The organism is Variovorax glucosi, assembly GCF_051216695.1.
Lineage (GTDB): Bacteria > Pseudomonadota > Gammaproteobacteria > Burkholderiales > Burkholderiaceae_C > Variovorax.
In genome coordinates, this window is sequence record NZ_JBPJZE010000002.1 from 938,291 (window position 1) to 964,086 (window position 25,796).

Genomic DNA, 25,796 nt, shown 5'->3' on the forward strand with positions numbered 1-25,796 from the left:
CGGAGGCGCGGCTCTTGCTAGAGCCTGAGCCGCCGCCCCAGTTTCAGGACCCAGGAGAAAAATAGATGTTGCAAGCCTACGTTGACCATGTCGCCGAACGCGCCGCGCTCGGTATCCCGCCGCTGCCCCTCACCGCCAAGCAGACCAGCGAAGCGATCGAGCTGATGAAGGACGCGTCGTCGAAAGACGGCGCATTTCTGCTCGACCTGCTCACATATCGCGTTCCGGCCGGCGTCGATGACGCGGCCAAGGTCAAGGCGAGCTATCTGGCGGCCGTGGCACATGGCACCGAGACGAACCCGCTGCTGTCGCGCGCCCGCGCCACCGAACTGCTCGGCACCATGCTCGGCGGCTACAACATCAGCCCGATGATCGATCTGCTGGACGACGCGGAAGTCGGCGGCGTCGCTGCCGATGGCCTGAAGAAGACGCTCCTGATGTTCGACCAGTTCCACGACGTCAAGGAAAAGGCGGACGCCGGCAATGCCAATGCCAAGGCCGTGATGCAGAGCTGGGCCGACGCGGAATGGTTTACCAGCCGTCCCGAAGTGCCGCAGAGCATCACCGTCACGATCTTCAAGGTCGCCGGCGAAATCAACACCGACGACCTGTCGCCCGCGCCCGACGCGACGACGCGGCCCGACATCCCGATGCACGCGCTCGCGATGCACAAGAACGCGCGCCCGGGCATCGTTCCCGAAGAAGACGGCAAGCGCGGCCCGGTGAAGTTCATCGAAGACCTGCGCGCGCGCGGCAATCTCGTGGCCTATGCCGGCGACGTCGTCGGTACGGGCTCCAGCCGCAAGAGCGCCACCAATTCGGTGCTGTGGTTCACCGGCGAAGACATTCCGTTCGTGCCGAACAAGCGTTTCGGCGGCGTCTGCCTCGGCGGCAAGATCGCGCCGATCTTCTACAACACGATGGAAGACTCCGGCGCGCTGCCGATCGAGCTCGACGTGAGCCAGATGGAGATGGGCGACGTGGTCGAACTGCGTCCCTACGACGGCAAGGCGCTGAAGGACGGCAAGGTCATCGCCGAATTCACCGTCAAGAGCGAAGTGCTGTTCGATGAAGTGCGCGCCGGTGGCCGCATTCCGCTGATCGTCGGTCGCGGCCTGACGACCAAGGCGCGCGAGGCGCTGGGCCTGCCGGTGTCGACGCTGTTCCGCCTGCCGTCGAGTCCGGTCGACACCAAGAAGGGCTTCTCGCTCGCACAGAAGATGGTCGGCCGTGCCTGTGGTCTGCCTGAAGGCCAGGGCGTTCGCCCGGGCACATACTGCGAACCCAAGATGACTTCGGTCGGCTCGCAGGACACCACCGGTCCGATGACCCGCGACGAACTGAAAGACTTGGCCTGCCTCGGCTTCAGCGCCGACCTCGTCATGCAGTCGTTCTGCCACACCGCGGCGTACCCGAAGAAGGTCGACGTGAAGATGCACCACGAACTGCCGGACTTCATGGCGACGCGCGGCGGCGTTTCGCTGCGTCCGGGCGACGGCGTGATCCACAGCTGGCTCAACCGCCTGCTGACGCCCGACACCGTCGGCACTGGCGGCGACAGCCACACGCGTTTCCCGATCGGCATCAGCTTTCCGGCCGGCTCCGGCCTGGTCGCTTTCGCGGCCGCCACCGGCGTGATGCCGCTGGACATGCCCGAATCGGTGCTGGTGCGCTTCAAGGGCAAGATGCAGCCCGGCGTCACGCTGCGCGATCTGGTCAACGCGATTCCGCTTTACGCCATCAAGGCCGGCCTCCTGACCGTCGCCAAGCAGGGCAAGGTCAACGTGTTCTCGGGTCGCATCCTGGAAATCGAAGGTTTGCCCGACCTGAAGGTCGAGCAGGCATTCGAGCTGAGCGACGCCTCGGCCGAACGCTCTGCCGCCGGCTGCACGGTGCACCTGAACAAGGAACCGATCATCGAATACATCAACAGCAACATCACGCTGATGAAGTGGATGATTGCCGAGGGTTATGCCGACGCGCGCACGCTGGCCCGCCGCATCGCCGCACAGGAAGCCTGGCTCGCGAACCCCGAACTGCTCAAGGGCGACGACGACGCCGACTACGCGGCCGTGATCGACATCGACCTCGCCGACATCCACGAGCCGATCTGCGCCTGCCCGAACGACCCGGACGACGTGAAGACGCTGTCGGAAGTCGCCGGTGTGAAGATCGACGAAGTGTTCATCGGCTCCTGCATGACCAACATCGGTCACTTCCGCGCGGCTTCCAAGCTGCTCGAAGGCAAGCGCGACATCCCGGTCAAGCTGTGGATCGCGCCGCCGACCAAGATGGATGCGCAGCAGCTGTCCGAAGAAGGCCATTACGGCGTGTTCGGCAATGCCGGTGCGCGCACCGAAATGCCGGGCTGCTCGCTGTGCATGGGCAACCAGGCACAGGTGCGCGAAGGCGCGACCGTGATGTCGACCAGCACCCGCAATTTCCCGAACCGGCTCGGCAAGAACACCTTCGTGTATCTGGGCAGTGCCGAACTCGCGGCGATCTGCTCGCGCCTTGGTCGCATCCCGACGAAGGCCGAGTACATGGAGAGCGTCGGCGTGCTGGATGCGTCCAGCTCGCAGATCTACCAGTACCTGAACTTCGACAAGATCGAGGAATATCAGTCGGTGGCCGACGGCGTCACTGCCTGATCCATTGAGCTGTTGACAGTGCGAAAGGCCCACTTCGGTGGGCTTTTCGCTTTTCTGGTCAGCTACGGCCGGCATCCATTCACAAAGAGGCATCCGCAATGACGATCCATATTCCCGAAGAAGCCCTGCAACTCCAGTCCCTGATCAAGGAGACCGGCGAGCTTGAAGTGACGCTCGCCAGCCTGCCGGTACCCGTTCCGGGCGATGATGAAGTGCTGGTGCGCATGCAGGCTGCGCCGATCAATCCGTCGGACCTCGGCCTGCTTTTCGGTGCTGCCGATCTCGAAACGGCCCGGTACGGCGGAACGGCCGAACGCCCCGTGCTGACCGCGCAGGTGCCCGAAGCGGCGATGAAATCGATGAAAGGGCGTCTGGGGCAGGCATTGCCGGTGGGCAATGAGGGTGCGGGCCTCGTCGTGAGGGCAGGAAAGTCGCCTGCGGCGCAGGCATTGCTCGGCAAGACCGTCGCTCTGCTGGGCGGCGGCATGTACACCCAGTACCGATCGGTGACCGCCGAATCGTGCATGCCGCTGCCCGAAGGCGCAACGGCTGCGGAGGGCGCGTCTTCTTTCGTGAATCCGCTCACCGCGCTGGGCATGGTCGAGAACATGCGCCGGGACGGCCACAAGGCGCTGGTTCACACCGCGGCGGCATCGAACCTCGGCCAGATGCTCAACCGCATCTGCCAGAAGGACGGCATCGCGCTGGTGAACATCGTGCGCAAGCAGGACCAGGTCGATCTGCTCCGCTCGATCGGCGCGAAATACGTCTGCAATTCGAGCGCGCCGGATTTCCTGGAAAGCCTGACCGAAGCGCTGGTCGAGACCGGTGCGACGATCGCTTTCGACGCCACCGGCGGCGGCAAGCTCGCCGGCCAGATCCTGAGCTGCATGGAAGCAGCACTGAGCCGGACCGAGAGCAACTACAGCCGCTATGGCTCCAGCACGCACAAGCAGGTCTACCTCTACGGCCGGCTCGACAGCGCGCCGATCGAACTCGGCAACAACGTCGGCATGGCATGGAGCATCGGAGGCTGGCTGGTCTTCCCGTTCCTGCAGAAGATCGGCGCCGAAGCCGCGATGGTGCTCAAGCAGAGAGTCATGAGCGAACTGACGACCACCTTCGCCAGCGGTTACGCGGGAGAAATTTCCCTGGCCGGAATGCTGGAGCCGGAAGCGGTCGCGGCCTATGCCAGGCGCGCGACCGGAGAGAAGTTTCTCGTCGACCTGGAAAAGGGTTGACCCTGGCGTTCGATCAGGGCGCCGCGCAGGCGTAGCTCGCCGCGACGTTCACGTCTCCGGTCCCCCGATACCGCGGATACCCCGGATACACGCACAGCGGACGGGTCCGCCCCGGCACGCCGGCGGTGTCGGCCACGATCTGGTCCGGCGGCGCGACGCCGCGCTCCACCCAGTTCTCCAGCGTCGTCAGCGAATCCCAGGCCGCGTTGAACACGCTGCTGGCCGCATGGCCGTAACCCGGAATCTCGTAATAGCGCAGCAACCCGTCGAGCTGTGCGGTGCCCATGGTGCCGCGCAGCCGTTCGAGATACTGCTCGGTAGCGCGCGTGCTGACGAGCGCATCGTGCGAGCCGTGAGCCATCAGGATGCGGCCGCCCTTGGCGCTGAAGGCCGAAAGGTCGGTGCCGTTCGAATCCTGCAGAGCAGTGAGCGCGACGATGCGTTCCTGCAGCGCGCCTGGATTCTGCGGATCGAGCGCCAGCGAGTTGGCGTTCGGATTGCGCGTCAGGAAGAACTTGACCCACTGGTCCCAGAACGTGCTGCCGTACGGCGGCGATGTCGTGGCCGTGACGGGCGGCATCGGGTTGGCCGGCTGTTCGGTGCCGAGCGACAGCGTCAGCACCGTCGGTTGCAGCGGGCTCGTGCCCGGCACGCCGAAATCGGTGCCCCAGGTATTGAAGCCCGGATAGGTGGTCTCGCCGCTTGCCAGCCGGTAGCTGAGCGTCAGCGGCGTGTTCGTGACTTCGAAGCCGGTGATCTGTGCATCCGACAGGCAGCTGTCGCCCGCATCCACGCCGTTCGGGCAGCGCAGAGGCGCGCCGTTGACGATGGCCGTGCGCGGGTTGAAGCTCGCGTTGCACGCGCGGACGTTGCTGATCACGCCGTCGGCCACGCCGTCGAGGTTGTCGCAAGCCGCCAGCGATGCGTCGAGCAGCAGCTTGCGCTTGGCGCGGCTCGGGTAGGCATTGGGCTGCGCCAGCGCGCGCGTGATGCGGCCGAACTGCAGGTCGAGCGCCGCGGCATTCCAGGCCGGATACAGCACGATGGCGCCGCTGTAATCGTCCGGCCAGCGCGTGACGGCGATCAGCGCCTCGCGTCCGCCGGTCGATCCGCCGGCGAAATAGGTGCGCTGCACCTTATCGGCGTAACGCATCTGGGTCAGCGCGATGGCCACGTCATGCGTCTTCTTTATTGCGTCGGCGGAGAAGTTGCGCAGCATTTCGTCGTTGGCGCCGAAGCTGCCGTCGCGGCTCGTGGTCAGCGGATTCGCCTGATGGCCCGAATCGCTGCCGAAAGTCGCGTAGCCGCGTGCCAGCGGCGTCGGTTTGTCCGCCGGGCCGGCCGGCACGTTACCCGCACCCGTCGCGATGGTGCCGTTGTAGCCGCCGCCGCCGAACATCACCGCCTTGCGATTCCAGGCAGTGGGCAGGTTGAGCTGGAACTTGATGCTCTGCGCGGCTGCGTCGACCGACTTGATGTCGCCCAGCACCTTGCAATATTCGCCGACCGCCGCGTTGCCCGTACCCGCCGTGGCAACCACGGTGCTGCTGGTGACGACGGCGCCGGTCGTCGTCAGGCCGATGGCCGAAGCCGGGACGATCATTCCGTTGAGTTCTGCGCAAGACAGTGCGATGGACGGCTGTCGCGATCCGTCGTTGCCGCCGCCGCATCCCGCGACGAGCAGCGCGGCCGCGAGGACCGCGAAAGGCATTGCGGGGCCGCCGAAGCGGGCTGGATGTGCCATTGACTTGGCCGTCGGTATCGAATGGATCACGCGCGTCTCCTTGTTGTTTTCCTGCACCTCCGGGTCCGGGGACAGGTGCGGCAGCTTAGGACGGCGTCGGACGCGCGCGCATCGGTGGATGCCCGGACGGACCAGGCCGTTGAAAACCTTAATCCGCGAGTTGCGGTGGCGCGGTGGCGGTGGCAGTAGTCGCGGCAGCGACGACGGCGGTGGCGGCCGTGATCGCGATGCCTGCGGCGATGACGGCCAGCAGCGTGTCGCCGAACCCTCCGCGTGCGCGTGCATCCGAACGCGCACTTGTCTGCACCCTTGGCGCGGCGCTCCACGCGATGCGCGCGCCCGACGCCTGCAGCGCCTCGACCAGCGCAACGTCCTCGCTGCATCTCAGGGCCGGAAAACCACCGGCGCGCACATAGGCCGCGGCGGAAACGCCGAGGTTTGCTCCGTGGATGTGTCGATGGCCGTCGACGTCGTGGTAGGTGCGCGCGAAATGTTCGCGAATGGCATCCGCATCGGGTCCGTGGGCGCTCCAGTCGTCGACGCCGATGGATCCGCAGACCGCATCGGCATCGAGTTCGAGCTGACGCACCAGCCATTCCGGTGAAACGATCGTGTCGGCATCGGTGAATGCAAGCCAGCGCGCTCCATGTTTCAGCAACCGGTCGGCGCCGGCGGCGCGGGCCAGACCGACGTTGCGCGCATCGACGCGGTGCGTCGCGATGCCGTGGGAGCGCGCGATGTCGGCGGTTGCGTCGTCGCAGCTGTCGAGCACCAGCAGGATCTCGACCGCTTCGCCGCCCAATCCGGGGTGGCTTGCCGCGACGCGCATCGCCGCCAGCGCGTTGCCTATGACCGCCTCCTCGTTGTGCGCCGGAACCACAATGCCGATCATCGGATGCCTTCGCGCTGCGCCACCGAGCGTCCGTCCCGGCACCACACGTCCAGCAGGAAATCGTCCTCGACGTGGTGGACGATGCGCGCCAGTCCGATGGCAGCCAGCGCCTCGTGCACTGCGTCGGTCGACAGCGCCCGGGCATCGAAATCGGGGCGCCAGTTGCAGGCGACCAGCACGCCGTCGTCCGCCAGCGAAGCATCGCAGTGCGCGGCCACGGCGCGCATCGAGTCGGCGTCGAGAAAGTATCCGAGTTCGCTGACGACGATCAGGTCGAACGGCGCGTCGTGTTGCGGCCAGTCGTGCGGCAGGGCATGGGAGGCGACGCGTACGTTGGGCAGCGATGCGGTGCGTTCGCGGGCGGAAGCCAGCGCAGCGGGGCTGAAATCGCTCGAGAGCAGTGCGTCGCAACGCGCAGCCAGTTCGGCGGTGAGTTCGCCGGCGCCGCAGCCCGGTTCGTAGGCGCGCGCGTAATTCGGGTGTGGCAGGGCAGCCAGCAACGTCGCGCGCTTGCGGAACTCGTACCAGCGCGTCCGCACGCCGTAAGGATCCTCACTGGCGCCGTAGAGCTGCTCGAAATACGGAAGCTTTCCGGGCTCGGTTGCCATCGCTCGGCCCTCCACGCCGTTCATGCGAACACCAGTTCGAACGGCCTGCAGGCGCGTTCGACCGTCGTGCTGCGCAAAATCGGTCCGGCACCGGTGGAAGCATCGGTTTCCAGCTGGCTGGTGAATTCGCCAACCGCCTCGCGCTTCTGTCGCATGTCGTCAGGAGAAAGGGCGATCTGCCGGGCGCGCCGCCACGGCATGCGCGGATCGCCTGCCGAGGCCCAGTGCCAAGCCCAGACCGGTACTTCGATGAGCCGCGCGTTCATGCACGCCGTGGCGGCGGCGCATGCCTGCGCGGTCGCTTCATGATCGGGGTGGCCGTCGAGCCGCCAGGTCGTGAAGACCACATCACCGGGCCGAAGCAAGGCGGCGATGCGTTGAGCTAGGACGTTTCGCTGCGCCATCAGGCCACCATCGGGCATCGCGAGGCGCCGCGACTCGACCTTGCCGAAACCCAGCCGCTGCCAGGCGCGTCGGCTTTCCAGCGGCCGGACTTCGGCCAGCTTTTCCGGACGCCAGATCGTCGATCCGTCGTGGCTGCCGGTTCCGTCGGTGACGGCGACGACAAGGATTTCCCGCTTCATCGCAGCCAGCTGCGACAGCATGCCGCCCACCGACAGGACCTCGTCGTCGGGATGCGGAGCGACAACGACGGCGCGTCGACCTTGCGGCACCAGATCGCTTGCGGTCATTTCGGGTAGCCGCTGTGATGCGAGCCACGGAAGCCACCGGGATTCCGGCGTTCCGAGTCCTTCGATGGCGCGGTCCGATTCGACTGCCGGTTTTGTGGCTAGAGAGTCCATGGCGGCTCCGGTGCATTGCGCAGCAAATCGCCTAGCGACGCGAGGTCGCGTTCGGCATGGCTCTGGCGGATGAAGACGGGCAGGTCGGCCATCGCCTGCGCGAAGCGAGCATCCCGGCAGAGCGGAGCCGCGCCGAGCGCGCGACCTGCGTAAAGAACGATGTCCGTGGCGGCACGCTCGCACACGAGACGAGCGCGCGTCGCTTGCAGTTGAGCCGACGCGGTGGGGTTCGCGTCGATCCAGGCGGCTGTTTCGCGGAGCACGGATGCAGCACCTGCAAGCGCAACATCAATGGCGCCGAGATGCGCGAGGCGATGAGGATCGGGTTTGGGTCCGCAGCGTTGCCGCGTCATCTCGGCAATGCCTTCGGCGCCGCCGTACCAGCAAGCCGCGATACCCGCGCCTCCCTGCCAGAACCCGGGTCGCTCGACATAGTCGCCTGGGCCACCAACCGCCGCGGCAAGCGCCCCGTCGAAGCGGACATCGACGCTTCTCGTCGAAGCCATGCCGACCGCATGCCAGCCATCGGAGGTCACGGCTACGCCGGGCTGGTCGATTGCAACGGCGGCCAATCGCGGCCGACCGTCTTCGTCCCAACAGCTGACAAGAGCGTGAGTGACCGCATGCGCGCCAGAGCACCAAGCCTTGGTACCGTGAAGGGTGACTGCGGTTCCGCTTCCGCTCGCCCGCATCTCGAGCCGCGCGTCCGGCGGCTCTGCACACCATGTGCCCCATGAGCGCGATGCTCTGCTCTCAGGTAATGAAGAATCGGCACCCAGCTCCTGCAAGATGGCGAGAGCGTCGGTATGACCTTCGAAGAGCTTGACCAGCGAGAGATCGTGCGACGCGACTGCCGCAAGCGAACGCCAGCGCTCCAGCGTGCTGCCCGCTGCCGGAAACGGCAACCGGTCCGCTTTGCTGTCGATCAGTTGCCTGAGCGCCTGCTCCACGGGAAAGATCCGAGGCTGTTCGGCGAGCACGCTTGCCAGCCGTGAGCCGGCGCCTGGCGCCAGCACGGATCAGCCCAGATCCAGCTTCTTGTGCTCGCCCATCTGCTTGGGCGTCTCGCCCGTCATGGCTGCCTTCGCCATCTTGAACAGCTGAACCATTTTGCTGTCGTCGACGTCCCAGTATTCGGCGTCGTCGATCTTGACGGTCAAAAGACCCAGGTTCGGATCGGTTACGCCCTTCGGAAACCAGGCCTTGGCGAACGCGTTGAACAGCTGTTCCTTCTTGGCCTGGTCTTCGAGCAACGCCGCGTTGCCGGCAATCGACACATAGCTGTCGCTGCTCGTGTTGGCATACGAGACGTTGACGACGCTGTCGGTCGCCACGTGGCGGGCGATTTCGCCGTCTTTCGGGATGAAGAAGTACAGCGTCGCGTCCTCGTCGACGTCCTTGTTCTGCGTCGTCAGCGGATGGCTGTGCAGCATGCCGTCGGAATGGCGGTGCACGAGCATGCCGAAACGCGTGTCCTTGATCAGTTCCCAGAGTTTTTGTTGGTCGTTGGCAGAGGTGGTCATGGCAATTGGTGCGCGTGCGGCAGATTGGTTGTTCGAAATGTCAAGTTAGCCGCTGTGGTGCGCACCGGATCCGAAGCAAGCGCGCGAATCAGTGTGGGTCGGAACCGACGCGGCGTGTCGGCGTTCCAACATCGGGCATGTGGATGCGTCGCGCGGACCCGTTGTCTGGATGCAGCGACCAAGCAAAGCTTTAATCAAGGTGCAGTCGATTAAAGATTGCTTTAATCTGCCTGTTTTCCATTAAAGAGTTCTTTGATGCGCGTCACTGGCACTTATGTAACTTCGACAACGGTTGGCGAAGCCGTACGCGCGTTCGTGCCGAATCTCCTGCCGCCGAACGATCCTCAGATGGCTCCAGAGTCTTTCGTCGACCTGAACCGGACAGCCGAACTCGCACTGGCTCGACTCTCAGGCGTGTCAGGCCTGGTCCCATCGGTGGAATGGCTGCTCTACAGCGCAATCCGAAAGGAAGCCTTGCTCACGTCTCAGATCGAAGGGACGCAAGCGACCTTGGTCGATCTGTTCGATGAGGAAGCTGGTTTTGCGATTCGCAATACCGACGATGTCGAGGAGGTCACGAACTATCTGCGAGCCTTTCGCGTGGTGCAGGAAAACATGCGCAATCCAAATGGACTGCCCATCAGCGTACGGCTGCTTTGCGAAGCGCATCGTCTGTTGCTGGATGGCGCCCGCGGGGTGGGGAAGCAGCCGGGCATGCTGCGTCGATCGCAAAACTGGATCGGTGGCACGCGGCCTGGAAATGCCGTGTTCGTTCCGCCCCCGGCCGAACGCGTGGCGGGACTGCTGGCCGACATCGAGCGTTTCGTTCACGACGACTCTGCGGCTGGCCTGCCGCCGTTGGTGAAGATTGCGGTGATCCATGCGCAATTCGAAACCATCCATCCCTTTCTGGATGGAAACGGCCGTATCGGGCGTCTGCTGATTGCGGCGCTCCTGGAGCATTGGCATTTGCTGGCAGAGCCCTTGATGTATCTCAGCGGTTACCTCAAGCAGCATCAGGACGAGTACTACCGCAGACTGTCGGGCGTGCGTTCGGACGGAGATTGGGAAGGCTGGGTTGGCTTTTTCCTGAAAGGTGTGGCGACAGCCGCCGCCGATGCCGAGCGCGGCATCATCGCCATCGCCAGTCTGGTGGCGTCGGATCGACGTCGTTTGCTTGAGGCATCGGGTGCCGGTCCAGCCAGCTACCGGTTGTTCGAGCTGTTGCCCCTGATGCCTCACTTCACCGTCGAGCGCGCGCGACAGAAGCTGGCGACAAGTTTTCCAACAGCCAGCGCAGCAGTGAAGACGCTCGAAGACCTGGGCATCGTCGTCGAGCTGACCGGACAGAAGACGAAGCGGAACTTCAGCTACCAACGGTACGTCACGTTGTTGACGACCTAGGCTCGCCCGCAGTGCAGACGCCGACGCGCACCCCTCCGACAGCCGACGCCATCGAAGCCTGCTATCTTTAGAAAGGTTCCACGATCTACAGGAGTTTCCCAATGGCCAAAGCACCGGCGCACCCCTTCGCATCCACGCTCAAGACCTTCAAGACGGCGTCGGGAGGGTCCGGGAAATTCTGGTCGCTCAAGGAACTCGCCAAGCAATATCCGAGCATTTCCCGTCTGCCGGTGTCGATCCGGATCATTCTGGAGTCCGTGCTTCGAAACTGCGATGGCCAGAAGGTCAACCCGGCCAATATCGCCGAACTCGCCAACTGGCTGCCCAATGCCGAGCGCACCGACGAGATTCCTTTCGTCGTGACCCGCGTGGTCCTGCAGGATTTCACCGGCGTGCCGCTGCTGGCCGACCTGGCCGCGATGCGCAGCACCGCCGAGAAGCTGGGCAAGTCGCCCAAGACCATCGAGCCGCTGGTGCCGGTCGACCTGGTGGTCGATCACTCGGTGATGGTCGACTACTACGGCACGCCCAAGGCGCTCGACCTGAACATGAAGCTGGAATTCCAGCGCAACAACGAGCGCTACCAGTTCATGAAGTGGGGCATGCAGGCCTTTGACACCTTCGGCGTCGTGCCGCCGGGCTTCGGCATTGTCCACCAGGTGAATCTCGAATATCTGGCACGCGGCGTCTACAAGACGCTGGGCAATACCGATGCGGTACCGGTCTGGTATCCCGATTCGCTGGTCGGCACCGACAGCCACACCACCATGATCAACGGCGTCGGTGTCGTCGGCTGGGGCGTGGGCGGCATCGAGGCCGAGGCAGCAATGCTCGGCCAGCCGGTCTACATGCTGACGCCCGACGTGGTCGGCTTCGAGCTCAGCGGCAAGCTGCGCGAAGGCGTGACCGCCACCGATCTGGTGCTGTATGTCACGGCGATCCTGCGTGGAGAGAAGGTCGTCGGCAAGTTCGTCGAATTCTTCGGCCCCGGCGCGGCATCGATCGCCGTGCCCGACCGCGCGACCATCGGCAATATGGCGCCCGAGTACGGGGCGACGATGGGCTTCTTCCCGGTCGACGAGATGACCATCGACTATTTCAAGGGCACCGGCCGCACCGACGCGGAGGTGGAACTGTTCGAGGCCTATTACAAGGCGCAGGGTCTGTTCGGCATGCCGGCGCCCGGCGACATCGATTACACCCAGATCGTCAAGCTCGATCTGGGCAGCGTCACGCCGAGCCTTGCCGGCCCCAAGCGCCCGCAGGACCGGATCGACCTCGGCCAGATGGCATCGAAGTTCTCGGAGCTCTACAGCAAGCCGAACAGCGCCAACGGCTTCAACCAGCCCGCCGACAAGCTCGACAAGCGCTATCCGCTCGTGATCGATGCCGGTGGCGAACCAGGATCGGCCGACGACACGACGGATGCCGAGGCCGATGCGCCTGCGCCCACGCCCGGTGCACCGCGCCAGGTGGTCGAAATGGTCGACAACCGCCCGACGAAGACATCCGCGAACGTCCAGGCGACGGCGTCGGCCACCGCAAGCACGGCGAAAGCCGTGAAGGCGGGCGTCACCATCGGTAACGGCGACGTGCTGATCGCTGCCATCACTTCCTGCACCAACACCTCCAATCCCAGCGTCATGCTGGCCGCCGGCCTGCTGGCGAAGAAGGCGGTGGAAGCGGGCCTGACGGTCAAGCCGCATGTCAAGACGTCTCTGGCGCCGGGGTCGCGCATCGTCACCGAGTACCTCGAAAAAGCGGGGCTCCTGCCTTATCTCGAAAAGCTCGGCTTCTATCTCGCGGGCTACGGCTGCACGACCTGCATCGGCAACGCAGGCGACCTGACGCCGGAAATCAACGAACTGATCACCGGCAACGACCTGATCGCCGCCGCCGTGCTGTCGGGCAACCGCAATTTCGAGGCGCGCATCCATCCGAACCTCAAGGCCAACTTCCTGGCCTCGCCGCCGCTGGTCGTGGCCTACGCCATCGCCGGCAACGTCATGGTCGACCTGATGACGGAGCCGGTCGGCAAGGGCACCGGTGGCAAGGACGTGTTCCTGGGCGACATCTGGCCGACGGCGAAGGAGATCGACCAGAACCTGCGTTTCGCGATGAATGCCAAGGCCTTCCGCGCGAATTACGACAAGGTGAAGACCGATCCGGGCAAGTTCTGGACGAGCATCAAGGGCACGACCGGCCAAGTCTACGACTGGCCTACCTCCACTTATATTGCCGAGCCGCCGTTCTTCGAAGATTTTGCGATGGAGCCTGCCGCGACCGACCCCGGCATCACGGGCGCGCGCGTGATGGCGCTCTTCGGCGATTCGATCACCACCGACCACATTTCGCCGGCCGGAGCGATCAAGGAAAGCTCGCCGGCCGGCATCTGGCTGAAGGAACACGGCGTGCCGAAAGCCGACTTCAACAGCTACGGATCGCGCCGCGGCAACCACGAAATCATGATGCGCGGCACGTTTGCCAATGTGCGTATCAAGAACCTGATGCTGCCGCCCGATGCAAGCGGTACGCAGGAAGAGGGCGGTTTCACGCTGTTCCAGTCCGACTCCGCCAAAGGCGCACCGGAAAAGATGTTCATCTACGACGCAGCGATGAAATACATCGAACAAGGCGTCCCGACCATCGTCTTCGGTGGCGAGGAATACGGCACCGGGTCGTCGCGCGACTGGGCGGCAAAGGGTACGCAGCTGCTCGGCATCAAGGCGGTCGTGGCGCGCAGCTTCGAGCGCATCCATCGCGCGAATCTGGTTGGAATGGGCGTGCTGCCGCTGCAGTTTCTCGGCACCGATTCGTGGCAGAGCCTGGGCCTGACCGGTAAGGAGAAGATCGACGTCGTCATCGGCGGTGCGTTGCGCCCGCAGATGGACGTGAAGCTGGCAGTGCACCGTGCGGACGGCTCGCAGCAGGAAGTCACGGTGCGGCTGCGCATCGACACGCCGATCGAGGTCGATTACTACCAGCACGGCGGCATTCTTCCGTTCGTGCTGCGGCAGTTGCTGGCGAGCTGAGGGCAAAGCCCGAAGCACGGAGTGGCGGCCCGAGAGGAACCCGCTCCGTCGACAGGCTGGTCGAAGGATTTTTCGGCAAGCGCAATTGGGAATTGTTAGCATTCACCTTTTGACCTGCCGCGCGTTCTTCTGTGGAGCGCGTTCTTTCCGTGCTTCCCACCGATACCGTCATCCCGTCGCCTTCATCGCCCTCATCGCTTCCGCAGCTGCCATCGGCTGCGGTCCGTCTCGATGAACTTCCGTCCCGGCAGTGGGCGACCGTGCTCGAACTTCGGCGCTCCGATCTGCCCGAGGACCGGGAGCTGGTTCTCAGGCTGACGGAAATCGGCTTCGTACCGGGTCAGGCCGTTCGCATCGTCGCGAGCGGATTGCCCGGCAGGGAGCCACTCGCAGTGCGGCTGGGGCACACCACGTTCGCGCTGCGTCGCCACGAAGCCTCATTCATCCATGTCACGCCCGGAGTTGCCGACCATGGCTGAAGCCGTACTCAACTTCCGGCCCAGGGCAGGCGCCCCGGCCAGCACACCTCCGCAACGCATCGCATTGCTCGGCAATCCGAACTGCGGCAAGACCGCGCTCTTCAACCTGCTGACCGGCAGCCGTCAGAAGGTCGCCAACTACGCCGGCGTCACTGTCGAGCGCAAGGAAGGCGTATTGCTCACGGCCGGCGGCCGTCGCGTGTTCGTGCTCGACCTGCCGGGCGCCTACAGCCTGAACGCACTGTCGGCCGACGAGGCCGTCACGCGCGATGTCGTCACAGGCCGCAGCAGGGAGGCGTTGCCAGACCTGCTGGTCTGCGTGACCGATGCGACCAACCTGCGCCTGAACCTGCGCCTCGTGCTGGAGGCCCGCAAGCTCGGCCTGCCGATGGTGATGGCGCTCAACATGACCGACATGGCGAAACGCCAGGGCATCGCCGTCGACACGGCGGCACTGTCGCGCGAGCTCGGCATGCCGGTGATCGAGACTGTCGGCGTGCATTCGGGCGGTGCCGACACGCTGCTGACCGCGCTCGACGCGCCCGTGGCGGCCGCATCGCCGGTACCGTGGATCGCGCCTCAGCTCGACGACGTGCTCGCCACGCAGCGCGAAGTGCGCCGGATTCTCGATCTGGCCGTGACCGAGCCGGTCGGCAGCCTGGAGACCAGCGACCGCATCGACCGCGTGGTGCTGCATCCGCTGTGGGGCATGCTGGTACTGGCGGTGACGCTGTTCCTGATGTTCCAGGCGGTGTTCAGCTGGGCCAACGTGCCGATGGACGCCATCAAGTCGGCGACCGAATGGCTCGGCGAAGGCGTCAAGGCGGTCGTGCCCGAAGGCATGCTGCAGAGCCTGCTGGTGGACGGCGTGGTCGCGGGGGTCGGCGGCGTGATCGTCTTCCTGCCGCAGATCCTGATCCTGTTCCTGTTCATCCTGGCGCTGGAGGATTCGGGCTACCTGCCGCGCGCTGCCTTCCTGCTCGACCGCGTGATGGGCACGGTCGGGCTGTCGGGGCGCTCTTTCATTCCGCTGCTTTCGAGCTTCGCCTGCGCCATTCCCGGCGTGATGGCGACGCGCACGATCAGCAACTGGCGCGACCGGCTGACGACCATCATGATCGCGCCGCTCATGACCTGTTCGGCCCGGCTGCCGGTGTATGCGCTGCTGATCGCCGCCTTCATTCCGGAGCGCACGGTGGCCGGAGTGTTCAATCTCCAGGGCGTGGTGCTGTTCGCGCTGTACCTGTTCGGCATCGTTTCGGCGATGGCCGTGGCCTGGGTCATGAAGCGTTTCGCGCGCTTCGGAGACACGGGTGCCGGCGGGGTGCTGTATTCGCCGCTGCTGATGGAACTGCCGGCCTATCGCTGGCCCAATCTGCGCAACCTGGCGCTCGGCCTGTACGAGCGTGCCTGGATCTTCCTGCAGCGCGTCGGCACGATCATCCTCACGCTGACGATCCTGCTGTGGTTCCTTTCGACCTTCCCGTCGCCGCCAGAAGGCGCGACCGGCCCGGCCATCCAGTACAGCGCGGCCGGCATCATCGGCGGCTGGCTGGAACACATCTTCGCCCCGATCGGCTTCAACTGGCAGATCTCGATCGCGCTGGTGCCGGGCATGGCGGCGCGCGAAGTGGCCGTCGGCGCGCTCGGAACGGTTTATGCGCTGTCGGCGACCGGGGACGGCGTCGCGACCGCGCTGGAGCCGTTGATCGCAGGCAGCTGGTCGCTGGCGACCGCGCTGTCGCTGCTGGTGTGGTTCGTGTTCGCGCCGCAGTGCATCTCGACGCTCGCCGCGGTGCGGCGCGAAACCAATTCGTGGCGCTACGTCTGGATCATGGCCGGCTACCTTTTCGGGCTGGCCTATCTGGCGTGCTTCATCACCTATCGCATCGCCGTCGCCATGGGCGCCGGCTGAAGCAGGAAGGACACGGGAAATGACACAGCAAATCATCGTCGGGCTGATCGTCGCCTTGGCTGCCATCTACGCGGTCTGGCGCTGGATGCCGGCCGGCTGGCGACGTGCGGCTGCCGGCAAGGTGGCTGCCGGATCGCAGCGCGCCGGGCTTGTGGACGCGCAGCGCGCAAGTGCGCTCGCGGCGTCGCTGGCGAAATCGTCCGGCTGCGGATCGTGCGACAGCTGCGGAAGCTGCGGCACCGGCAAGCCAGAAGCCGTCGTCGAAGGGAAATGACGCTGCGGATACTGATCGCCGGCGGCGGCATCGGCGGGCTGACCGCTGCCATGGCGCTGGCGCGGCTGGGGCATCGGGTCGAACTGCTGGAGCAGGCCGACGTGTTCGCCGAAGTCGGTGCCGGTGTCCAGCTCGGGCCGAATGCGACGCGGCGACTGGCATCGCTGGGACTTTCGGGCGCGGTGGACGGAATCGCCGCGCGGCCGGAGGCGCTGGTGATCGCCAGTGCGGTGACGGGCGAGGGGCTTGCGCGGCTGCTGCTCGGCGAGGCGATGCTTCATCGGTACGGTGCGCCGTACTGCTGCGTTCACCGGGCCGACCTGCATGCGGTGCTGCTCGACGCAGTTCAGGGAAGCGATGGAACTGAGGGAAGCGAGGGCGCGACGCTTAACCTGAAGGCGCGCATCACGCGGATTGAGGCCAGCGACGATGCCGTCGCGATCGCCACCGGCGACGGCCGCGTCTGGGAAGGCGACGCGCTCGTCGGCGCCGACGGGCTCTGGAGCGTGGTGCGGCCGAAGGTCGTGGGTGATGCCTCGGCGCCGCACGCGACAGGCCACACCGCATGGCGCGGGCTGATCGACCAGCGCACGCTGCCGCAGGCACAGCGAAGCAACGACGTGCGCGTCTGGCTGGGTCCGCGGCTGCATGCGGTGGCCTATCCGGTGCGGCGGGGCGAAGCGCTCAACGTCGTCGTCCTGGCCGAATCGGCGCCCGCCGGCGATGCCCGGGACTGGAACCAGGCCAGCAGCCTCGAAGCGCTCCAGCGCGCAATTGGCGGTTGCTGCGGCAGCTTGCAGGCGTTGATGGAATCCATCCCCGACTGGCGTGCCTGGACCCTGAACGACCGCGAACCGCTCACCGGTCCGCAGCAGATGGCGAGCGGACGGATGGCGCTGCTCGGCGATGCCGCACATCCGATGTTGCCGTACCTGGCGCAGGGCGCCGGCATGGCGATCGAGGATGCGGTGGCGCTGGCCGAAGCGCTGCAGGAAATCCTTGGCCGTTCAGCGGACTTGCCGGCCGCCCTCGCGCGTTTTGCCGACGCGCGCTGGCAGCGCAATGCCCGCGTGCAGGCACGGGCCCGGCGCAATGCGGAAATCTTCCACATGACGGGCCCGATGCGCTTCGGCCGCGATCTCTCGCTGCGCGCGCTCGGGCCGAAGCTGCTCGACGTGCCTTGGCTCTACGGCGGCTGAAGGGCGGCCGCCCTAACGCGCCGGCGTGAACCGCTGCAGTCGCTTCCCGGTATCGACTTCGGCCGTGAAGATGTTGCCTTTCGAATCGATCGCGATGTTGTGAACCCAGTGGAACTGGCCCGCCATCCGGCCGTTCCGCCCGAATGCGGAAACTGCCACGCCCGTCTCGCGCGAAAGCACGTGCACCTGGTTGTTCGCGCCATCGGCGACATACATGTAGGTCTGCTTCGGGTCTGGCGACAGCACCATGTCCCAGACCGAACCGATCAGGCGCGTTTCCCTGGCCAGGAAGAACTCACGGACGAATTCGCCGGATTTCCGAAACACCTGGATGCGGTTGTTCTCCCGGTCGCAGACGTACAGCAGTCCGTCGTTTGCCAGGCGCACGCAGTGCACCGGGCTGCCGAACTGCTTCGACGGCGGCGCGGCCGGGTCGTAGGTCGTCTTCGTGTCGTCCGGCCTGTTGCCGTAGGCGCCCCAGTGCCGTTTGTAGGCGCCGGTCGTCGCGTCGAACACGATCACGCGGCGGTTGCCATAGCCGTCGGCCACGAACAGTTCGTTGGCTCCCGCATCGACCTCCATGTGCGCCGGTTTTCCGAGCAGCCGCGTGTCGTTGCTGCCGCCGGTCTGGCCCGCCTTGCCGATCTGCATCAGAAACTTGCCGTCCGCCGTGAACTTGAGGATCTGATGGTCCTGGTCCTGATTGCCGGCGATCCATACGTTGTCCTGCGCGTCGACGTAGATGCCGTGCTCGCGCTTCGGGAAATCGAAACCCGCGCCGGCCATGCCCCAAGATCGAAGCACATTGCCTTCCGCGTCGAACTCGATGACCGACGGCGCCGGCACGCAGCAGGCGGCACGCGGCGGATCGAACGCGGCAGCCTTCTCGTCGTCGGTGAAACTGCCGGGCCGGTGAATGATCCAGACGTGATCGCGCTTGTCGACCGCAACGCCGGCCACCGCGCCGATCTGCCATTTGTCGAGCAGCGTCTTCGGCCAGTACGGATCGACCGCATATCGGGTGGCTGCAGGGCCACCGCCCATCGACGAGCAGGCCGTCAGCACGACTGTTGCCAGCCCGACCATCCCTCGCACCCATCCACTTCGCATCTTGAACATAGCTGTCTCCTTCGTTGGTTATTCCTGGAACTTCCGCAACTCCCTGAGCACCGCACGCACCGGCGAGGCGTCGGCCGTCGTCAGCTTCAGCGGCAGCGCGATCAGTTCGTAGTCGCCCTCGGGCACGGCGTCGAGCACCAGGTTTTCCAGCACCCGCATGTCGAGCCGCCGGATGACCTGATGGCTTTCCAGCGTCAGGCTGCCGGCCGGATCGATGCTCGCCGTGTCGATCCCGATCAGCACGACGCCGCGTTCGGCCAGTCGTTCGATGGTGGCCGGCGCAAAGGCGACGAGGTCCGGATTCCAGCGGTCGACCGATGCTTGCTCGCTCGTCCGGACCAGCACGCGCGGTGGCAAATGGTCGAGTGCGTGCGCGAGATGCGCCCATTCGACCAGCGGACCGCAGTCGATCGCATGAATCACCCGGCACATGCCCAGAAAGGGCATCAGGTCGACGTTGCCGATGGATGTGCCCTCGGCGTCGTAGTGCAGCGGCGCGTCGGCATGCGCGCCGATGTGCGTCGACAGCGTGATTTCGCCGACATTGGCTGCGCTATCCGGTCCGATGGTTGCAATCCAGCGCTGTCGATAGGGCGTGTCGCCAGGGAAAACCGCTGTTTCGGCGTCGACTGGCGGTGAAATATCCCAGAGCCTCACGAGAAATACCTCGGCTTTGTTGAGTTATGTGCACATTTGCGCAGCGCGACTGCGCTAGCCTGTTCGCCATGGTTCACTGTGATTTACGGCCGTGAACCGGATGGTACTTTTATTTAACAATCTGACCGGCAGGGATCAAATGAACGGAATCAAGAGCGGCGCCAGCCACTGCGTCACCGAGACGCCGCAAGCCCGGGACAGTGCCATCGGACTGGCCCCGCGCGAACCGGTTTCGTTCAAACGCGCAACGCATGGCGCCGCCGGTCAGGCGACAGCTGCGGTGAGGTTGTCGGGTCCGAAGGCGGTCGCCACGGCTTTGATGTCGCGTTGCACCGCATGCCGTGCCGAGTTGCAGAAACAAGACCGGAAGCATTCAGACTTTCTTGGCCGGGACGGCAACGCTTCGGTCTTCTTCAGTCCGGAGCGCGCAGAAGTCTGCATCCAGACCGGAATGGACGTCTGCACAGTGAAATCGGACGGCCGTGTGTTCCTGAATGGCGATCTGCTGGAACGTCATCAGCCCGGATTTCTGCACATGCAGCGGACCCTCGCCGATCTAGGCCCCAGGATCGCGGCCGGCGAGCTGCACCGCGCGGGCTCGGCCGGAAACGACATTTCGACGCCGCCGCCCTGGGATCGGAAGTCAGATGCGCACGGCAACTACGTCCTCTGAATTCAGATCCTGCCGATCAGCAGGAATTCCATCAGCGCCTTTTGCGCATGCATGCGATTTTCGGCTTCGTCCCAGACCACCGATTGCGGGCCGTCGATCACGTCGGCCTCGACTTCCTCGCCGCGATGCGCCGGCAGACAGTGCATGAAAAGCGCGTCGGGCTGTGCGATGCGCATCATGTCGGTGTCGACGCACCAGTCGGCAAAGGCGGCACGGCGGGCTTCGTTCTCGGCCTCGTAGCCCATGCTGGTCCAGACATCGGTCGTCACCAGGTCGGCGCCACGACAGGCTTCCATCGGATCCTTGAAGACCTTGTAGCTGTCGGATGAACGCAATCCGGCGATCGACTGGTCGACCTCGTAGCCGCTCGGCGTGCTCACATGCACCTTGAAGCCGAGGATCTCGCTGGCCTGCAGCCAGGTGTTGGCCATGTTGTTGCCGTCGCCGACCCAGGCCACGGTCTTGCCATGGATCGATCCGCGGTGCTCGATGTAAGTGAAGATGTCGGCCAGGATCTGGCAGGGATGGAACTCGTTCGTGAGCCCGTTGATGACCGGCACGCGCGAATTGGCAGCGAAGGCTTCGATCTTCTGCTGCCCGAAGGTGCGGATCATCACGATGTCGACCATCCGGCTGATCACTTTCGCACTGTCCTCGATCGGCTCCGCGCGGCCCAGCTGGCTGTCGCCGGTGGTGAGGTTCACGACCGAGCCACCCAGCTGGTACATGCCGGCCTCGAAACTCACGCGGGTGCGGGTCGATGCCTTCTCGAAGATCATCGCCATCGTCCGGTCGACCAGCGGCTGATGGCGCTCGTACGACTTGAACTTCTTCTTGATGAGCGCCGCGCGCTCGAAAAGATAGGCGTAGTCGTCGGCACTGAAGTCGGCGAACTGGAGGTAATGCCGGACTGCCGGCGCCTTGGCGGTTGCAGGTACCGCACTCATGGCGCCGGCTCCGCCAGGAAGGCCTTCACCAGCGGCACGAGGATGGCGATGATCTCGTCGGCTTCGGCGATGGTCAGGATCAGCGGCGGCACCAGGCGGATCACGCTGTCTGCCGTCACGCTGAGCAAAAGGCCGGTTTCGCAGGCGCGGTTCAGGATCACGCCGCAGGGCCGGTCGAGCTCGATGCCGATCATCAGGCCCTGGCCGCGCACGTCCCTGACGCCCGACATGCCTTCGAATTCGTTCAGCAGCGACGCCTTGATGTGCGCGCCGACTGTGGCCGCGTTCTCGAGCAGCTTCTGCTCTTCCATGATGCGGATGGTTTCGTTGCCGGCGCGCATCGCCAGCGGATTGCCGCCGAAGGTGGTGCCGTGGTTGCCAGGGCCGAAGATATGCGCGGCACGCGGTCCGGCGACCACGGCGCCGATCGGCACGCCCGAGCCCAGGCCCTTGGCCAGCGGCATCACGTCCGGCAGGATGCCCGCCCACTGGTGCGCGAACCACTTGCCGGTCCGGCCCATGCCGCACTGCACCTCGTCGATCATCATCAGCCAGTCGCGTTCGTCGCACAGCGCGCGCACCTGCTTCATGTACTCGATCGCCATCGGATGGATGCCGCCTTCGCCCTGGATCGCCTCGAAGAACACCGCGACCACGTTCGGATTGCCTTCGGTGGCCTGTTTCAGCGCCTCGATGTCGTTGAGCGGCACGCGGATGAAGCCCTCGACCAGTGGGCCGAAACCCTTCTGGATCTTGGGGTTTCCGGTGGCCGACAGCGTCGCGATCGAGCGCCCGTGAAATGCATGCTCGTAGACCACGATTTCCGGCCGCTCGATGCCCTTGTCATGACCGAACTTGCGTGCCAGCTTGATGGCGGCTTCATTCGCTTCCAGGCCCGTGGAGCAGAAGAATGCGTTGGTCAGGCCCGACAGCTCGGTCAGCTTGGTGGCGAGCGCTTCCTGGCCCGGCACGTGGTAATAGTTGCAGCTGTGGATGATTTTCGAGAGCTGGTCCTGCAGCGCAGGAACCAGTTCGGGATGGTTGTGGCCGAGCGTGTTGACCGCAATGCCGCCCAGACCGTCGATGTAGGCGCGACCATTCGTGTCCCAGACTCGGCAGCCTTGGCCGTGCGAGAGCGCGATCGGCAGGCGGCCGTAGGTGTTCATGACGTGGGGCGACGATGGTTCGACAGTGGCGCTCATGCGTTCTCCGGGAGGAATGTGGGGCAGGGAGACGAATTCTAGGCGGGTGCTTCGCAAGTGTTGTTGAGGATTGCGCATCGCAGCAATGCGCTCGACCATCCCGGCGCGAGCCTTGGATAGAATCGTTGTGCGCCGCAGCACCGCAATGCGCGACCCTCCCCAAAAGATGATCTCTCCCAGCGCCAAAGAAGTCTTCATCCAGGGCCTCACCAGTGACGGCCGCACCTTCCGACCCAGCGATTGGGCCGAACGGCTGGCTGGCGTGATGAGCTCTTTCCGTCCCGGCGGCGCCACGCCGGGCAGTCATCTGAGCTATTCGCCCTGGTGCGTACCGACGACCATCAACGGCGTCAAGTGCGTCGTGGTCCACACCGATCTGAACGACCACAATGTGATGGCCTGGGACTTCGTGATGAATTTCGCCCGCGACAACGGGTTGCAGATCGTCGAGGCCTGCCTGGTGCCCGACGCGACGCCGCCGCCGTCGGCGTCGGCGCGTTGAGCCTGTCGAGCCAGCCCGTCGATCACCCGTTCAGGAAGCGCTCGGCAGTGCGCAGCGACAGCGCCATGATGGTCAGTGCCGGGTTGGCGACCAGCGCGCTCGGAAACACCGAGTTGTCGCAGATCCACAGGTTGTCGATGTCGAAGCTGCGACCGTCCGCGTCGACCACGGCAGCCTCCCGTTCGGTACCCATGCGGCAGGTGCCGATGGTGTGGGCGGTGCGAGGCATCACCAGCGTTTCGGTTGCTCCGGCCGCCTCGACGATCTGGCGCATCAGGCGGGTCGCATGCCGGTCGATGGCCTTCTCGTTGTCGCCGGCACTGAAACTGATCACCGCCTTCGGCATGCCGAAGGCATCGAGTTCTTCCGAGAGCTCGAGCCGGTTGTTCTCCGACGGCAGGCATTCGGCATTGATGCCGACGCCGGCCATGAACCGATAGCCGTCGATCGCGTCCACCAGCGCCCGGCCCCACAGTCCGGTACCGCGCGCCATGGTCGTCGCCAGCGTGACGGGCATCACCCCGAGGCTCTGGATCAGGTAGCCGCCCGCGAAGTCGGCGTCCGCCGGTCGCAGGGTGTCTTCGGTCATCAGCGACGACGGATAGCCGCGATAGCCGCGCATGTCGGCGTCGAAGCGACCCCACACCTGCGTCGCGCCGTGTGCGAGGAAGTTGCGTCCGACCTGTCCGCTGCCGTTCGCCAGACCGGTGTGCAGCAGCAACCTCGGCGTTTCGACGCCACCCGCACAGAGGAAAAGCGCCGCGCACCGCTGTCGCCGGTCGACGCCGTTCTGGCGGTAGACCACTCCCGTCACCCGGCCGGCTGCATCGCGTTCGATGCCGTGCACCCTGCACTCGGCCCGTATCTCGGCGCCGTGCCCCACCGCAAGCGGCAGGTAGGTCGTGTCCATGCTCGCCTTGGATGCATTGCGGCATCCCTGATGGCACGAACCGCAGTTGACACAGGCCTGGCGCAAACCGCCGCCTTCCTGATGCCAGTCGCGGGAAACGAGCGCTGCCGGCGCATCCGCCGTCCGGATACCCAGCGCCGCGCAACCGCGCGCCATCATGTCGGCGGACGCATTCCGCTTCGCAGGCGGCAGCGGATACTTGCGAGCCAGATCCCAGGGGTAGTGGGCCGGGCCTGAAACACCGATGAAGCGCTCGACCCGTTCGATATAGCCGGCAAGTTCGGCATGAGCGATCGGCCAGTCGGCGCCGACGCCTTCCTGAGTACGCAACTGCAGGTCGCGCGGATCGGGGCGCGGCGTGAAGGCGCCCCAGTGCAGGGTCGATCCTCCGACGCCGATGCCGCTGTTGTTCGGGCCGAAAGCCGTCGGGGTGGCGCCGCCGCTCAGGCGTTCTTCCATCCAGTTGATGTCCGTGCCCTCGGTCTCGTCGGGCGTGTGTTCGCCGGGTTCCCAGTTGCGTCCGGCCTCCAGTGCAACGACCCGCAAGCCGCGCGCGGCCAGCATCGCGAGCAACGGTGCCCCTCCGGCGCCGGTACCGACCACCACTGCATCGACCACTTCGCTTTCGCCATACCGGCGCATTGCATCGAGATTCATCGCGACACCCCCACCAGCGGTTCCCAAGACTCGCGCTCGTCTGCACCGAGCCGCTCGAAGCCTTGCTTTCGTGTGCCGTCCCCGCCGTTGGCGAAGCCGTCGAAACCGATGCGGGCCATGGTCGCGGGATGCGCGACCCAGATGCGGACCATGTCGGCGCGCAGGTCTTCGAACCAGTTTTTCATTTGTTGAGCGGACAGGTCCGCCGATTTAAATTCACCTTCGGCAAGCTGCGTCAGCCTGGCTTGCTGTTCGTTTTCGGAAAGAGCGTCGAAGCCGGCCAGCGCGTCCAGTGCCGCTGCGTAAGCCAGGGGATCCGGCGGAAGGTCCGCAAATCGCCATCCGTCGCCCTTGGCCGCTGCGAGTTGCGCGTCGATCCGGGCCGCCAGGTCGATAGCTGGACCGGTCTGCGGAACGACTCGGTCGGCCAGGGCGCGCAGTGTCTGCAACTGCGCGTTCGACAACACGGCCGGTGCGTAGTCGGCATCGTCGGCCAGCGCCCGGACAGCCAGGGCAGCACGCGCCCGACGGCTTGTGCGAGTCGACGCGATCGCCTGGACGAATGCTTCGGGAATCGCCGGGCCGGTGCCGGCGGTCTGGTGCCAGAACTGTGAAACGAGATCAGCGACCTCCTTCGGTCGCTCCAGAGGCAACAGGTGGCCTGCGCCTTGCTGCACCGAGATGCTCGCGCGTGGGTAAACGAGCGCATTCGTCGCGCGCTGGCCCTGTTCGCCCAGATCGCCGTCGGCACCGCCCACGATGATCAGGGCGGGCAGATCGAGTGTTCCGACCTCGGCCGACCAGTCTTCCAGGCTCCCGCGCTCGAGCCAGGCGAGCCAGGCTTCTGGCGAAGTGCGCTGTAGATCTTCGATGGCCAGACGGTCGGCCGCCGGTTCGAGCGCTCCGCCGATGTTTCCGTCGACGAATTCCCGCGCCGCGGCAGCGTCCAGCGGACCGTGTGCGGCCCAGCCGATCATCTTCCGGCGTCTGTCTTCTTCCATCGGCTCGGGCGTGGGCGGCGAAGCGGCAAGGAGGACGACGCCCGCAAGGCCGAACAGCCCCGGCTCGCCGGCCAGGGCTCGCGACGCGACGATCGACGCGATCTTGCCGCCCATGCTGTGGCCGATCAGCAGCCAGCGGGAGGCCCCCCGCGTTTTCACGGCGGCAGCGACGTGGTCGGCCACATCCGTGACGCTGAGGCCCGGCGCATTCCGCGCATCGCCGAAGCCCGGCAGATCGATGGCGATCGACTCGAATCCGTCACCGAGCGCATCGGCGACACCACTCCACGCATGCGCACTGCCACCGAGCGCATGGAGCATAAAAAGAACAGGTTTGTCATTCATCGTTCGATGTCATCGCTC

22 protein-coding genes are annotated in these 25,796 nt (G+C 65.4%); 10 read left to right on the forward strand and 12 right to left on the reverse strand.

Annotated features, from left to right (window positions below; all coding sequences use genetic code 11):
* Nucleotides 1-65 precede the first annotated feature (65 nt).
* Both ACSFA3_RS12640 and ACSFA3_RS12645 read left to right on the forward strand, forming a co-directional pair.
* The gene (locus ACSFA3_RS12640) at nucleotides 66-2,651 is read left to right on the forward strand and encodes a bifunctional aconitate hydratase 2/2-methylisocitrate dehydratase (protein ID WP_435505789.1); all 2,586 of its coding nucleotides are present in this window, start codon (nucleotides 66-68) and stop codon (nucleotides 2,649-2,651) included.
* 98 nt (nucleotides 2,652-2,749) lie between these two features.
* Nucleotides 2,750-3,892 carry a zinc-binding dehydrogenase gene (locus ACSFA3_RS12645; RefSeq protein ID WP_435505790.1) on the forward strand — a complete coding sequence of 381 codons (1,143 nt, stop codon included), beginning with the start codon at nucleotides 2,750-2,752 and terminating at the stop codon, nucleotides 3,890-3,892.
* Between the two features lie 13 nt (nucleotides 3,893-3,905).
* Here ACSFA3_RS12645 and ACSFA3_RS12650 read toward each other — a convergent pair whose 3' ends face one another.
* The 6 genes from ACSFA3_RS12650 to ACSFA3_RS12675 all read right to left on the reverse strand — a co-directional run bounded on the left by ACSFA3_RS12650 (nucleotide 3,906) and on the right by ACSFA3_RS12675 (nucleotide 9,462).
* Nucleotides 3,906-5,636 (reverse strand): tannase/feruloyl esterase family alpha/beta hydrolase, encoded by a 1,731-nt coding sequence (locus tag ACSFA3_RS12650; protein ID WP_435506218.1) that lies wholly within the window; start codon nucleotides 5,634-5,636, stop codon nucleotides 3,906-3,908.
* Nucleotides 5,637-5,784: 148 nt separating this feature from the next.
* Complete coding sequence (locus ACSFA3_RS12655; RefSeq protein ID WP_435505791.1) at nucleotides 5,785-6,528, reverse strand: glycosyltransferase family 2 protein; 744 nt, start codon at nucleotides 6,526-6,528, stop codon at nucleotides 5,785-5,787.
* A complete protein-coding gene (locus ACSFA3_RS12660; RefSeq protein WP_435505792.1) occupies nucleotides 6,525-7,160 on the reverse strand; it encodes a class I SAM-dependent DNA methyltransferase in 636 nt (211 codons plus the stop codon). Before ACSFA3_RS12660 ends, ACSFA3_RS12655 begins: the two co-directional genes overlap by 4 nt.
* Complete coding sequence (locus tag ACSFA3_RS12665; protein WP_435505793.1) at nucleotides 7,157-7,828, reverse strand: PIG-L deacetylase family protein; 672 nt, start codon at nucleotides 7,826-7,828, stop codon at nucleotides 7,157-7,159. The genes ACSFA3_RS12660 and ACSFA3_RS12665 overlap by 4 nt, the downstream gene beginning before the upstream one ends.
* Nucleotides 7,829-7,926: 98 nt before the next feature.
* Nucleotides 7,927-8,955: an acyl-CoA dehydrogenase gene (locus ACSFA3_RS12670; protein WP_435505794.1), complete on the reverse strand. Its 1,029-nt coding sequence runs from the start codon at nucleotides 8,953-8,955 to the stop codon at nucleotides 7,927-7,929.
* A gap of 3 nt (nucleotides 8,956-8,958) precedes the next feature.
* The gene (locus ACSFA3_RS12675; protein ID WP_435505795.1) at nucleotides 8,959-9,462 is read right to left on the reverse strand and encodes a pyridoxamine 5'-phosphate oxidase family protein; all 504 of its coding nucleotides are present in this window, start codon (nucleotides 9,460-9,462) and stop codon (nucleotides 8,959-8,961) included.
* A gap of 255 nt (nucleotides 9,463-9,717) precedes the next feature.
* Between ACSFA3_RS12675 and ACSFA3_RS12680 the strand changes: the two genes are divergently transcribed.
* From ACSFA3_RS12680 to ACSFA3_RS12705, 6 genes are all read left to right on the forward strand, one after another.
* Complete coding sequence (locus tag ACSFA3_RS12680; RefSeq protein WP_435505796.1) at nucleotides 9,718-10,866, forward strand: Fic family protein; 1,149 nt, start codon at nucleotides 9,718-9,720, stop codon at nucleotides 10,864-10,866.
* A gap of 101 nt (nucleotides 10,867-10,967) precedes the next feature.
* Nucleotides 10,968-13,898, forward strand: coding sequence for an aconitate hydratase (locus ACSFA3_RS12685; RefSeq protein ID WP_435505797.1), 2,931 nt, complete (start codon nucleotides 10,968-10,970; stop codon nucleotides 13,896-13,898).
* A gap of 170 nt (nucleotides 13,899-14,068) precedes the next feature.
* A complete protein-coding gene (locus tag ACSFA3_RS12690; protein ID WP_435506219.1) occupies nucleotides 14,069-14,377 on the forward strand; it encodes a FeoA family protein in 309 nt (102 codons plus the stop codon).
* Nucleotides 14,370-16,292 (forward strand): ferrous iron transporter B, encoded by a 1,923-nt coding sequence (gene feoB, locus ACSFA3_RS12695; RefSeq protein WP_435505798.1) that lies wholly within the window; start codon nucleotides 14,370-14,372, stop codon nucleotides 16,290-16,292. The genes ACSFA3_RS12690 and feoB overlap by 8 nt, the downstream gene beginning before the upstream one ends.
* Before the next feature lie 19 nt (nucleotides 16,293-16,311).
* Nucleotides 16,312-16,566: a DUF6587 family protein gene (locus ACSFA3_RS12700; protein ID WP_435505799.1), complete on the forward strand. Its 255-nt coding sequence runs from the start codon at nucleotides 16,312-16,314 to the stop codon at nucleotides 16,564-16,566.
* A complete protein-coding gene (locus ACSFA3_RS12705) occupies nucleotides 16,563-17,765 on the forward strand; it encodes an FAD-dependent monooxygenase (RefSeq protein WP_435505800.1) in 1,203 nt (400 codons plus the stop codon). Before ACSFA3_RS12700 ends, ACSFA3_RS12705 begins: the two co-directional genes overlap by 4 nt.
* Nucleotides 17,766-17,777: 12 nt before the next feature.
* On the opposite strand, the gene ACSFA3_RS12710 is transcribed toward ACSFA3_RS12705, so the two are convergent.
* Both ACSFA3_RS12710 and kynB read right to left on the reverse strand, forming a co-directional pair.
* Nucleotides 17,778-18,884 carry an NHL repeat-containing protein gene (locus ACSFA3_RS12710; protein ID WP_435505801.1) on the reverse strand — a complete coding sequence of 369 codons (1,107 nt, stop codon included), beginning with the start codon at nucleotides 18,882-18,884 and terminating at the stop codon, nucleotides 17,778-17,780.
* 18 nt (nucleotides 18,885-18,902) lie between these two features.
* Nucleotides 18,903-19,541, reverse strand: coding sequence for an arylformamidase (gene kynB, locus ACSFA3_RS12715; RefSeq protein ID WP_435505802.1), 639 nt, complete (start codon nucleotides 19,539-19,541; stop codon nucleotides 18,903-18,905).
* 91 nt (nucleotides 19,542-19,632) lie between these two features.
* On the opposite strand from kynB, the gene ACSFA3_RS12720 reads away from it, so the two are divergent.
* Nucleotides 19,633-20,214, forward strand: a complete 582-nt coding sequence (locus tag ACSFA3_RS12720) for a hypothetical protein (protein WP_435505803.1) — start codon at nucleotides 19,633-19,635, stop codon at nucleotides 20,212-20,214.
* A gap of 2 nt (nucleotides 20,215-20,216) precedes the next feature.
* Here ACSFA3_RS12720 and argF read toward each other — a convergent pair whose 3' ends face one another.
* Both argF and ACSFA3_RS12730 read right to left on the reverse strand, forming a co-directional pair.
* Nucleotides 20,217-21,161: an ornithine carbamoyltransferase gene (gene argF / locus ACSFA3_RS12725; RefSeq protein WP_435505804.1), complete on the reverse strand. Its 945-nt coding sequence runs from the start codon at nucleotides 21,159-21,161 to the stop codon at nucleotides 20,217-20,219.
* Nucleotides 21,158-22,363 carry an aspartate aminotransferase family protein gene (locus ACSFA3_RS12730; protein ID WP_435505805.1) on the reverse strand — a complete coding sequence of 402 codons (1,206 nt, stop codon included), beginning with the start codon at nucleotides 22,361-22,363 and terminating at the stop codon, nucleotides 21,158-21,160. Before ACSFA3_RS12730 ends, argF begins: the two co-directional genes overlap by 4 nt.
* A gap of 166 nt (nucleotides 22,364-22,529) precedes the next feature.
* On the opposite strand from ACSFA3_RS12730, the gene ACSFA3_RS12735 reads away from it, so the two are divergent.
* Entirely contained in the window at nucleotides 22,530-22,865 is a 336-nt protein-coding gene (locus tag ACSFA3_RS12735; protein WP_435505806.1) for a DUF3579 domain-containing protein, read from the forward strand.
* 22 nt (nucleotides 22,866-22,887) lie between these two features.
* Here ACSFA3_RS12735 and ACSFA3_RS12740 read toward each other — a convergent pair whose 3' ends face one another.
* Nucleotides 22,888-24,432 (reverse strand): GMC family oxidoreductase, encoded by a 1,545-nt coding sequence (locus tag ACSFA3_RS12740; protein ID WP_435505807.1) that lies wholly within the window; start codon nucleotides 24,430-24,432, stop codon nucleotides 22,888-22,890.
* Nucleotides 24,429-25,778 carry an alpha/beta fold hydrolase gene (locus ACSFA3_RS12745; RefSeq protein ID WP_435505808.1) on the reverse strand — a complete coding sequence of 450 codons (1,350 nt, stop codon included), beginning with the start codon at nucleotides 25,776-25,778 and terminating at the stop codon, nucleotides 24,429-24,431. Before ACSFA3_RS12745 ends, ACSFA3_RS12740 begins: the two co-directional genes overlap by 4 nt.
* Nucleotides 25,779-25,796: the final 18 nt, after the last annotated feature.

Excerpts from the sequence above, each read along its gene's own strand:
- ACSFA3_RS12710 (WP_435505801.1), bottom strand. The coding sequence starts at position 18,884 with ATGTTCAAGATGCGAAGTGGATGGGTGCGAGGGATGGTCGGGCTGGCA.
- ACSFA3_RS12745 (WP_435505808.1), bottom strand. The coding sequence starts at position 25,778 with ATGAATGACAAACCTGTTCTTTTTATGCTCCATGCGCTCGGTGGCAGT.
- ACSFA3_RS12650 (WP_435506218.1), bottom strand. The coding sequence starts at position 5,636 with ATGGCACATCCAGCCCGCTTCGGCGGCCCCGCAATGCCTTTCGCGGTC.
- ACSFA3_RS12700 (WP_435505799.1), top strand. The coding sequence starts at position 16,312 with ATGACACAGCAAATCATCGTCGGGCTGATCGTCGCCTTGGCTGCCATC.
- ACSFA3_RS12675 (WP_435505795.1), bottom strand. The coding sequence starts at position 9,462 with ATGACCACCTCTGCCAACGACCAACAAAAACTCTGGGAACTGATCAAG.
- ACSFA3_RS12665 (WP_435505793.1), bottom strand. The coding sequence starts at position 7,828 with ATGACCGCAAGCGATCTGGTGCCGCAAGGTCGACGCGCCGTCGTTGTC.
- ACSFA3_RS12740 (WP_435505807.1), bottom strand. The coding sequence starts at position 24,432 with ATGAATCTCGATGCAATGCGCCGGTATGGCGAAAGCGAAGTGGTCGAT.
- ACSFA3_RS12680 (WP_435505796.1), top strand. The coding sequence starts at position 9,718 with ATGCGCGTCACTGGCACTTATGTAACTTCGACAACGGTTGGCGAAGCC.
- ACSFA3_RS12705 (WP_435505800.1), top strand. The coding sequence starts at position 16,563 with ATGACGCTGCGGATACTGATCGCCGGCGGCGGCATCGGCGGGCTGACC.
- ACSFA3_RS12685 (WP_435505797.1), top strand. The coding sequence starts at position 10,968 with ATGGCCAAAGCACCGGCGCACCCCTTCGCATCCACGCTCAAGACCTTC.
- ACSFA3_RS12640 (WP_435505789.1), top strand. The coding sequence starts at position 66 with ATGTTGCAAGCCTACGTTGACCATGTCGCCGAACGCGCCGCGCTCGGT.
- ACSFA3_RS12660 (WP_435505792.1), bottom strand. The coding sequence starts at position 7,160 with ATGAACGGCGTGGAGGGCCGAGCGATGGCAACCGAGCCCGGAAAGCTT.
- feoB (WP_435505798.1), top strand. The coding sequence starts at position 14,370 with ATGGCTGAAGCCGTACTCAACTTCCGGCCCAGGGCAGGCGCCCCGGCC.
- ACSFA3_RS12645 (WP_435505790.1), top strand. The coding sequence starts at position 2,750 with ATGACGATCCATATTCCCGAAGAAGCCCTGCAACTCCAGTCCCTGATC.
- ACSFA3_RS12735 (WP_435505806.1), top strand. The coding sequence starts at position 22,530 with ATGATCTCTCCCAGCGCCAAAGAAGTCTTCATCCAGGGCCTCACCAGT.
- ACSFA3_RS12655 (WP_435505791.1), bottom strand. The coding sequence starts at position 6,528 with ATGATCGGCATTGTGGTTCCGGCGCACAACGAGGAGGCGGTCATAGGC.
- ACSFA3_RS12730 (WP_435505805.1), bottom strand. The coding sequence starts at position 22,363 with ATGAGCGCCACTGTCGAACCATCGTCGCCCCACGTCATGAACACCTAC.
- argF (WP_435505804.1), bottom strand. The coding sequence starts at position 21,161 with ATGAGTGCGGTACCTGCAACCGCCAAGGCGCCGGCAGTCCGGCATTAC.